8 protein-coding genes are annotated in these 9,631 nt (G+C 44.3%); all 8 read right to left on the reverse strand.

Going from position 1 to position 9,631, the window contains the following annotated elements; genetic code table 11:
* Window positions 1–301: 301 nt before the first annotated feature.
* Window positions 302–2,686: a glycosyltransferase family 9 protein gene (locus C7Y66_RS17855; RefSeq protein WP_106546631.1), complete on the reverse strand. Its 2,385-nt coding sequence runs from the start codon at window positions 2,684–2,686 to the stop codon at window positions 302–304.
* Window positions 2,687–2,691: 5 nt separating this feature from the next.
* The gene (locus tag C7Y66_RS17860; RefSeq protein ID WP_233222732.1) at window positions 2,692–3,336 is read right to left on the reverse strand and encodes a glycosyltransferase family A protein; all 645 of its coding nucleotides are present in this window, start codon (window positions 3,334–3,336) and stop codon (window positions 2,692–2,694) included.
* Window positions 3,337–3,408: 72 nt separating this feature from the next.
* A complete protein-coding gene (locus C7Y66_RS33015) occupies window positions 3,409–3,543 on the reverse strand; it encodes a hypothetical protein (RefSeq protein WP_255410006.1) in 135 nt (44 codons plus the stop codon).
* On the reverse strand, window positions 3,540–4,643 hold the full coding sequence (gene waaF / locus C7Y66_RS17865; protein WP_106546624.1) for a lipopolysaccharide heptosyltransferase II: 1,104 nt from the start codon (window positions 4,641–4,643) through the stop codon (window positions 3,540–3,542). The genes C7Y66_RS33015 and waaF overlap by 4 nt, the downstream gene beginning before the upstream one ends.
* 51 nt (window positions 4,644–4,694) lie before the next feature.
* Window positions 4,695–6,167, reverse strand: coding sequence for a D-glycero-beta-D-manno-heptose 1-phosphate adenylyltransferase (gene rfaE2 / locus C7Y66_RS17870; RefSeq protein ID WP_106546625.1), 1,473 nt, complete (start codon window positions 6,165–6,167; stop codon window positions 4,695–4,697).
* Window positions 6,168–6,251: 84 nt separating this feature from the next.
* Window positions 6,252–6,839: an HAD-IIIA family hydrolase gene (locus C7Y66_RS17875; protein WP_106546626.1), complete on the reverse strand. Its 588-nt coding sequence runs from the start codon at window positions 6,837–6,839 to the stop codon at window positions 6,252–6,254.
* Between the two features lie 75 nt (window positions 6,840–6,914).
* Entirely contained in the window at window positions 6,915–7,640 is a 726-nt protein-coding gene (locus C7Y66_RS17880; protein WP_106546627.1) for an SDR family oxidoreductase, read from the reverse strand.
* Window positions 7,641–7,683: 43 nt separating this feature from the next.
* Window positions 7,684–9,585, reverse strand: coding sequence for a glycosyltransferase (locus tag C7Y66_RS17885; protein ID WP_106546628.1), 1,902 nt, complete (start codon window positions 9,583–9,585; stop codon window positions 7,684–7,686).
* Between the last annotated feature and the right edge of the window lie 46 nt (window positions 9,586–9,631).

The following is a 9,631-nucleotide window of genomic DNA, read 5'->3' on the forward strand; positions in this document are numbered from 1 at the left end:
TTAGTAATGGATTTAGAGAAAGGTGCATAAGTCCAGGCAAATGTGACACTGATCTAATTTATTTCATACTATCCCCCATAAGATAGAAATAAGTTTCTATCTCAAGACAGAATTTTGGAGTTTTTATCTAGCTACACTCGATCGCTAAACTTAATTATAAAAAAGATTTCCTTTCTTGAACTGGGATGCGGCAGCCAGGAGTAAATCAATCGTCTATCGCTCGATCGACTTTTCGATAATCTTCTAAATAAAATTCTGAGAAAATTGAAGCAGCAATACGCTCTATTTTGACTTTTAACTTTTAACTTTTGAATTGTTCTAGTAGGTTCTTGTACCCTCTAAAATTTTGAAATTTGAAATTTGAATTGGTTCGATCGAGCATTTCCAATCCAGCTGCAATCACCTCCTCTGGGGAAATATCTAAACATTCCATGTTGTAGGGACAGGTGAAGGCGTAGCAAGGACTGCAAACTGTGGGACGGCGGAGGAGTTTAACAGGAGCATAGCAGGGTTGCCATTGAGATTCGAGTTCAGTACCAGCAAAGAGAATGACGCTTGGAGTGTTGGTAGCATCAGCAATATGCATGGTAGATGTGTTATTGGTTAGAACCAATCGGGCATTGGCAATCAGGGCAGCAAATTCAGCGAGACTAGTCGCACCAATCAGATCGATCGCGTCGCCTAAAATATCGAGTAAGGGGCGGGCGCGATCGCGATCCTTATTGGTTCCCGTGACGACAATAGGTAAACTCGTCATTTGAGATAATTGACGGGCTGCTGTTGCAAAGCGGCAGTCGTCGTAGTTGCGAGATTGGCAAGTCGTCCAGGGATTGAGCAAGATGTAAGAATTTGGGATTGCTGCTGTTATAGTTTGAGGAACGTGCAAGCAAAGACGGCGATCGCGCACTTTAAACCCAACTGCTTCAATTAAGCGCAAATTCCGCTCTACTTGGTGAATTTCATCCGGTAAGGGGTCAACCCAATGCGTTAATATTCCTTGTCCCGACTCCTTCGATTCTCCTAAACGCAATCCAATTCCGGCTAAATAGCAAACTAAAGCAGCTGGGTAAGGGCTTTGACTAAAACTTGTCAAAATAATTGCCGCATCAAATTGACGTTGGTTTAAAGTCTCAATTAGTTTCCATTCTCGCGCCGGATCGAAGTCCAATCGTCCCAAATCTTGCCATAGGACTCGCCAGGATAAGACTTCATCTACCCACGGCAGTAGAGGTTGTGTCAATGCCCCGGCTGGGCTTGCCATTAAGGTTAATTTGGCAGTGGGAAGGTTTTCTTTAATCGTTCGCAGGACAGGACTAGTCATGATGACATCACCAATATTATCTAGGCGCATGACTAGGATGTTGCGGAGATCCCCCCAACCCCCCTTTTTAAGGGGGGCAGTAGTTTCTGGCGCTACTAGTTGAGGTGAGGGGGCAGCAGTTTCTCGCGCCTCTGCTGGAGGCAGAGAGATAGCAGTATCTCGCACCGCTTCTAACTCCCCCCTTAAAAAGGGGGGCAGGGGGGGATCGTCAAGCTCCTCCTGCCGATCCAAGAATTTCGCCGCTGCTGCCAAAACCGATGCAACAGATATATCCTCCGTACAGGAGTGCCAATCGAAAGGACAAACACCACTGTACCAACAGCTTTGTTCGGTAAAATTGCGAATGACTCGTTCGGAACATTCAGGATAACCCTGCAAGTTAATATGAGGTGCGGGTTGTCCGTAGCGTTCGTGCCAAGCAGGACCGAAGAGGGTAATAGTAGGCACGTTAAGAGCAGCAGCAATGTGAGCGGGTCCGGTATCAACTGCGATCGCTAAATCTGCTTGGGATATACCCGCTGCCAGTTCCCGCAGGGTTCCCCGTTGCCAAATTCGTGCTGTCTTGTCAATTTCTGCCTTAATCTGCCGCGCCATCTCTTCATCGTCGCCTCCAGCAACAATAATGGTGGCGTTATATTTCTGTTGTAAGGCTTTGCCGACAGTAATGAAATTCTGTGTTGACCACCGCTTGATTGGCATTGCCGAATCGGGAATGAGGAAGACCAAGGGACGGTATGCGGCTCCAAATGTTTGTCGAGCTGTGGCTATTTCACTTTCTAGCAGGTGAATCAGATCCCCCCAACCCCCCTTAAAAAGGGGGGCTAGAAGAGGCGTTTCCTGTTCGTGGGGAACGAGAAGTGGCGTTTCCTCAAGGGAGGCTAGAAGAGGCATTTCCTGTTCGTGGGGAACGAGAGGTGGCGTTCCCCCCTTATTAAGGGGGGCTAGGGGGGATCTTCCGTGGCGTAGTCCAGCAGTTGCAATTAAACCCTCTTCATACAAAACTTGACAAAAGCGATCGCTTATGAGTTGGTTATCAGGCGGGTTGCGCCATAAATTCGTTACCGTGCGTTTAGCACCACTATTGTGAATTAGCTCGGCAATGCCATCATAATTGACATCTGAAACAATTAGATCGAAATTCTGTTGAATCAGAATCTGCTCGACCGATTGACGGGCTGCTCCTCGCTGGGCAAAAATGACTTCATGTATGTGGCGATCGCTTTGTAGCAGTTCGCCACCTGGAGGAAAAGTTAGCACCGCGATCCGTGCTTGAGGATGGGACAATGCCAAAGCTTTAATCGCTGGTAGCGCGATAATTAAATCCCCAATTCCTCCCAATAATTCAATAAATAAAATTCGCTTCACTTTGACTAACAAATTGGTAATAAGTGTGGCGCGTCAACGCTGCGATCGCTAATTGTGGTTGGTAATTCTTGATGATATGCTCCTGATGGGAGTAAACCGCAACCGCCATATTTTGCCATCAGCCGCAATTGTACTAACACGTCCTCGCCGCAAGCATGGGGAGGAAGTTCTTGCCAAAAATTGTATCCGCCGATATCTAATAATTTTTGGCGATCGTAGATGGCACAACCGCTTGCCCAGGCTATACGATATTTACGCGGGCGATCGCTAGTAATGTTAAAGCGTTGTTGAATGTGATGTAAGTTTGCTGCATTGTGCAAGCGCCACCGTTCCCAAGCTGGGGTTCCAGATTTCACGACTTCTGGCGTTACTGGTGTGTCCCAAAACTCAATATTTTGTTCGTGGGGACGAATATCGTTAATAAAACTAAGACCGATAAATGCATTTCCTACAAAACCGCATTTTTCCTCTTGAATAGCTGTAAGTAAATTTTGGAGGACATAAGGTTCCAAAATTATATCATCATCTAAAAAAATGACATAGGTAGCAGTCGCTTTATCTAATAAAAATTGACGTTGTTCGGCAATGCCACGCCGAGGTAAATTCTTGTAAGTTTTAACTAAATGTCCGTGGACTTCAAGTACTCGCATCACTGCTTGTACTTCCCGAGTTTCAAATATATCTCGATCTTCAGTTTGATCGGAAATAATTACTTGAAAATCTCAATAAGTTTGGGCGCAAAGGCTAGCTAAAGTTACAGCTAAAGCTACTGGGCGATCGCAGGTTGGAATTAAGACATCAATTGTTCTATAATCGTCTTTCGTCACAATTTGGCTCCAAGATGTTACTGCTCTCACAACTTGGTTGCGCGAACAGGCATAGCTGGCTGACGAACCTGTAATAGTTCTAACGCAGCATCTACAACTCTTTCAGGTTCGACTAGGCGCAAGCAGTGGTAATGTCCTTCAGGACAAATGCTTTTATAGCAAATCCGACAAGGAACGTCGTGAAAAATAACGCGATTTAAAACTTCCCAAGGGGTGTGTTGTGGGTTAGTTAAAGCATAAAGATCGACAACTGGTGTCCCAACTGCGGCAGCAATATGTACGGGTGCAGTATTATTAGATATTAATAAATGTGCTTTTTCTACTAATGCAGTAAGTTCGGATAAGTTTAGTCTATTAACGAGAGAAAAAGAAGGCGATCGCATTTGTAATCGAATTGATTCGACGAGTTCTATTTCTGATTCTATACCTGTAAAAATAACTTGAATATTATAGTCTTGCACTAATTTACGTGCGGCGATCGCAAAACTTTCTGGAGGATAGCGACGAGAAATTGCTGTTGCACCTGGATGCATAATAATCCAAGGTTGGCTGAAATTAATTCTAATTTTCTCAAGTAAGTTTTGAATATTTTTTCTCGCAATTTCTGATATCTGTACTCGCAAGCGTTTATCTTCAACTTTACTACCAATGCTGGCGACTAAATCGAGTTGACGTTGAACTTCGTGACGGGTGAAATTTTCTGGTTCTGGATCTTTAATCCAATCGGTTAGTAATTGATAAGGGTTTTCATGACAATGCGCTAATCGCAGTGGAATACCTGCCATGTAGCAAAGAAAGGCAGTGGGTAGAGGACTTTGACTGTAAACCGTAAAAATGACTGCTGCGTCAAAATTTCTGGCTTTAAGTTCGGAGATAATCGCATATTCAGGCTCGCTATTTTGGCGGGTTGCAGTTGCTTTTAACCAGGGAGAATCGTAAACAATTAAGTCATCAATATCTGGTAAAAGTGGTGCAACTACAGCACCTGCTGAAGAAGTCATTAAGGTAATATGGCGATCGCAGTGGGAAGTTTTTAAAGCACGGATGGCGGGAGTTGTCATAATCACATCGCCAATCGTGTCTAGTCTGACACAGAGAATTTTTTTGGCGGTATTCCAGGTTGGTGACATAGATATTTTTGTGTCGCGCAAAGACGCAAAGGCGCAAAGATGGCAAGGTAATTAGATTGAGGGGAGTTTGGAGAAGGTTTGATAGATGCGGTTGACTATTGCGGTTGTAGAAATGTTACTGACGTAAGGTAAGATTTTGACTTCGCCGCCTAGTTCTTCTATTAGAGGAACTTCGGGTAGCATTTCTGAGGTGTAGTCTCCTCCTTTGACATAAATATCAGGACGGATAATTTTAATCAGTTCGCTAGGGGTTGATTCGGCAAAAGGAATGACATAATCGACGCTTTCCAAAGCAGAGAGAATTGCCAAGCGATCGCTCAAACAATTTACAGGACGATTTGCTCCTTTTAATTGTCGAATACTCTCATCTGAATTAACACCAACGATGAGAATGTCGCCTAATTCTTTTGCTTGTTTTAGATAGGTAACGTGTCCGAGATGTAGAAGATCGAAACATCCATTGGTAAAAACAATTTTGTGTTTCCAATTGCGGTGTTCTTGGATCGAAGTTACTAGCGATTCCCGACTGACAACTAGTTTTTGATTACCGGAAAGAGACTGGTGTAATGCTGATAAGCTACAAGTCGTCGTACCTGATTGAGTTACCACAATTGCTGCTGTTGCAGATGCAATTGATGCGGCAAGTTTTCCTGCTGCACCTGCGGCTAAGGCAAGGGTTAAGCCGCTTACGAATGTATCTCCTGCGCCTGTTGCTTGGCTGTTGGACGTGGGATGGGAAGGGATAATGTAGGGTGGATTGTTACGCTCAAAAATGATGGCTCCCTCGGCATCTAGAGTGACTGCGGCGAGTTGAGTGTTAATTAAATCGAGTAGTTTTTCTCCCCAGTCTACAATTTGCTGAATTCGTTCTTTTCCTTTTAAAGCTGAGATCTCTAATAGTTGAATAGCTTGCTGATAGTTGGGTTTAATTGCAGTGATATTAACAGACTGAAAATTTTTCAACTGTTTAGAATCAACAACTATAGTTCGAGGATAATGTGTTTGAAGTTGAGCTATTGTCTGAATAATTCTTGGGGTGAGAATTCCACCACCGTAATCTGAAATTACAGTTGCGTCACAAGTTGGATAAAGACGGTTTAAGTTTTCGATCAGTTGGTTTTCAATTTGAGGATCGATGTTTTCTGTACTACCGCGATCGCACCTTAGGAGTAATTGAGAGTCAGAGGAAATGCGTTGTTTGAGTAAAGTTTGCCTTTGGTTAGAAGCGATTAGATTATGAGTGGAAATTCCTCGTTCTTGAAGAGTTCGTTTTAAGCGATCGCCTTCTAAATCGGTTCCTATGACTGATAGAAATGATACACTTGCTCCCAAACGAGCGATATTTGCTGCTGTATTTGCTGCTCCTCCAGGTACGTCTTTCAAGCTATTAATATCGACGATGGGAACGGGTGCTTCTCGGCAAAGGCGGTTAGAGGTTCCTTCTAAGTAACAGTCTAACATTGCCTCGCCGATCGCAAGAACGTGCAAGTTTGTCCATTTATCGAGATACTGTTGGGCAATCATAATTTATATTCCATAGTTTTGTTTTTGTGTCACGCAAAGGCGCGGAGGCGCAAGGGGTTTCTCGCGTTCTAGATATGAAGAATGTTAAGAATAGGCGTGTTTTTTCTGTGGAGGTGAGCGATCGCTTGCCATAATTACCGCAGCAGCTTCCCGTAAGTTGTTGACGATAAAGTTGGGTAATCGCGATCGCGATAGTTGCCATTCAGTTTCATTGCCATTGTCAATTAAAATTGTGCGGCAACCTGCTATATTTCCTGCTTCAATATCATTTAAAATGTCACCAATCATCCAAGATCGATCTAATTTAATTGAGTGTTCCTTTGCTGCTTTTTTCAGCAAGCCAGGATTGGGTTTACGACAGTCGCAATCAATCGCAAATTCTGTGATAACTCCTTGAGGGTGGTGAGGACAATAATAAAAACTGGCTAGAGAAACACCAGCAGTAGCCAATAATTGCCGCAAATGTTTCTCTACATTTATGAGAGCGCTTTCTGGAAAGTAGCCGCGTGCTATACCAGATTGGTTTGTAATAATAAAGATTTGGTAGTCAGCAGCGGCTAACATTTGCACTGCTTCTAATGCACCTGCACAAAGTCGAATTTTATCTGGATCGATGTTGTAAGGAACATCTTCAATTAAAGTACCATCTTTATCCAGAAAAACTGCTTTCATATTTAGTAGGGAGCAGGGAGCAGGGAGTAGGGAGTAGAGGGCAAAAGTAGACTTAATCCAAAATCTAAAATTGAATTAGGGCCAAGAACTTTCTTTCATTGGTAAAACCATGATTTCTGGAATTACCGTATCGGCTGGTTGCATTAATAGATATAAAACTGTTTGAGCAACGTTTTTTGGATCTTGTAATGTGCTTAAATCGAGTTCGGAAAAACGTTCTGTTAAAAAAGGGGTTCGCATCCCGCCAGCGACCACAGCAGTCACTTTAATATTGTGCGGTCTACCTTCAACATGTAGAGCATGAGAAAAGCCTAATAATCCCCATTTACTAGCATGATAAGCTGATGCGTTCGCCCACGCTCGTTTAGCCGCCGTCGAAGTAATATTAATAATAAAACCGCCTCCCTGTTCTCTCATTGGGGTAAAAACGGCTTTAGACATAATAAAGGGCCCCGTTAAATTCACATTGAGAATACGCTCCCATTCTTGAACGGGCATTTCTTCAATTGGAACGGTTAAATCTACGCCTGCGTTATTAACTAAGACATCTATTCTGCCGTACTGAGAAACAATTTTTGCGATCGCAGTTTCAATTTGTGCGGCATTAGTAACATCAAGTGCAACTGCCATTGCTTCTTTGCCGCTATCGCGTAAGCTTTGCGCAACTTTTTCTGCTAATTCAAGACGAACATCAGCAATAATGGTGGTAATTCCTGCATCAGCTAAGATATGACAAATTGCTTCACCTAATCCGCGTGCGCCACCTGTAACTAGTGCTACTTTTGCAGTTAAATTTTGCATAATTTTTTCCGTTTTGATTTGTTATTGGGTAATGGGTAATTGGTCACTGATAACTGATAACTGATAACTGCTCCCGGCTCCCGGCTCCCGGCTCCTTGCTCCCAGATAGTTGTGGAACGGTTAATAGTTTTTCCTCTACCAATTCGCACAATAAATGCACTACTAACAACTGAACCTCTTGAATTCGTTGCGGATCGTTGGCAGGAACGCGAATTACAATATCTGCAAGTCCTACTAGTTCGCCACCGTTACCACCAAGGAGGGCAATGCAACTAAGATTTTGCTGGCGTGCTGCTTGGAAAGCGTTGATAACATTACGCGATCGCCCACTGGTACTAATACCGAGCAATATATCTCCAGGTTGAGCAAAGGTTTTCACCTGTCGGGCGAAAATGTCGTCATATCCCACATCATTCGACCATGCAGTCAGAATTGCACTATCAGCCGTTAGTGAGATCGCGGGTAGTCCTGCCCGATAGGGACAGCGAAAACGACCGACGAATTCGGCAGCCAGATGCTGCGCTTCAGCCGCACTGCCACCGTTACCGCAGATTAAGACTTTTCCCCCTTGGGCAAAGCAGTGGCTTAATTGCTTGGCTGCTGCGAGAATTCCTTCACTCAGGGTAGCTTTAGATGCTTGAAAAGCTTGAATTGCTGCATCAAAACTACTTGCGATCGCTGCCAATTCATGCATAGAATTACCAACCAATTTGCTACCTGCTAAAACTGTTTCGTATAGCGCAGCAATCTCGCTAGTAACCTTTTGCCAGGTGAAGCACCGTTCGACGTGGCGGAGTGCCTGTTTGCCTAAAAGGTGTAACAAAGAGTGGTTTTGGAACAGAAACGCAAGGCGATCGCCTAGTATTTCCGGTTCGTTGGGTGCAATTAAATATCCCGTCTCTCCATCTTTAACTGTAAATTTAATCCCTCCCACATTCGAGCCGATGACGGGCGTACCGCAAGCCATTGCTTCTAAAGGGGTAATGCCAAACGGTTCGTACCAAGGAGTCGTCACAAAGACATCCGCCGCACTGTAAAAATATTTCAGTACCTCGCGCCCTCGATGACCGATAAACGTGACGCGATCGCCGATTCCCAAAGTAGATGCGATTGCGTTTAAGCGACCGATCTCAGGCGTAATTTGCGGATCGGGATGAACGGACTCGCCCCCCACAATGAGCAAACGTGCTGTAATTTCATGCTGCTCGACCAAACGCGCAAACCCTCGGATCGCATTATCCACACCTTTACGAGGAACTAGGCGACCGAGTTGCAGTACGATCCTTTCCTGTTGAGGTATACCTAAACTCAATCGTGCTTGGAAGCGATCGATCTGCCAGAACTCCGAGCGATCGAAACCGCAGGGAATCACCTTAATCTTTTCAGGATCGGCTGGATAAAGGGAAAGTAAATCTTCTCGATCTTGGGGACACTCGGCAATAATTTTGTCGGCTTCCCGCACGATCCGATCTTCAATTGCAAAGCGTTCGTCAGGAAATCGATCGGCATTGCCTTGATGCAAACGCCGTACCCGTCCCAACGCATGAAACGTAACCACAAAGGGAATTCCTCGTTGGCGCTTAATTTCTGCGGCAACTAAGGCTGACATCCAGAAATTGGCGTGGATCAGGTCGTAGCGCCACAGACGATCCATAAAAGCGATCGCATTGGCAGTAAATTCCTCCATATGCGGTAGTAATGCCTCTTTAGGTAATACCTCCGGTTTACCTGCGCTAACGTGAATAATTCTGACTCCGCAATGCCACTCCACCACCTCTGGTAATTGGGGGCGATCGCGCCGCGTGAATACATCAACGCTATAACCAATTGCTGCCAAGTGTTTTGCTACCTGACCCACATAAACATTCTGACCACCACTATCAACCCCCCCAAAAATTCCTAACGGGGTGGCATGTTCGCTAATTAGGGCAATGTGTTTTGTCATTTGTTATTTGTCATTTGTCATTTGTCATTTGTCATTGGTAAGAGAG

The sequence above is a fragment of the Chroococcidiopsis sp. CCALA 051 genome, from assembly GCF_003015105.1.
GTDB lineage: Bacteria > Cyanobacteriota > Cyanobacteriia > Cyanobacteriales > Chroococcidiopsidaceae > Chroococcidiopsis > Chroococcidiopsis thermalis.

Excerpts from the sequence above, each read along its gene's own strand:
- waaF (WP_106546624.1), bottom strand. The coding sequence starts at position 4,643 with ATGTCACCAACCTGGAATACCGCCAAAAAAATTCTCTGTGTCAGACTA.
- C7Y66_RS17885 (WP_106546628.1), bottom strand. The coding sequence starts at position 9,585 with ATGACAAAACACATTGCCCTAATTAGCGAACATGCCACCCCGTTAGGA.
- C7Y66_RS17860 (WP_233222732.1), bottom strand. The coding sequence starts at position 3,336 with ATGCGAGTACTTGAAGTCCACGGACATTTAGTTAAAACTTACAAGAAT.
- C7Y66_RS17875 (WP_106546626.1), bottom strand. The coding sequence starts at position 6,839 with ATGAAAGCAGTTTTTCTGGATAAAGATGGTACTTTAATTGAAGATGTT.
- C7Y66_RS17880 (WP_106546627.1), bottom strand. The coding sequence starts at position 7,640 with ATGCAAAATTTAACTGCAAAAGTAGCACTAGTTACAGGTGGCGCACGC.
- rfaE2 (WP_106546625.1), bottom strand. The coding sequence starts at position 6,167 with ATGATTGCCCAACAGTATCTCGATAAATGGACAAACTTGCACGTTCTT.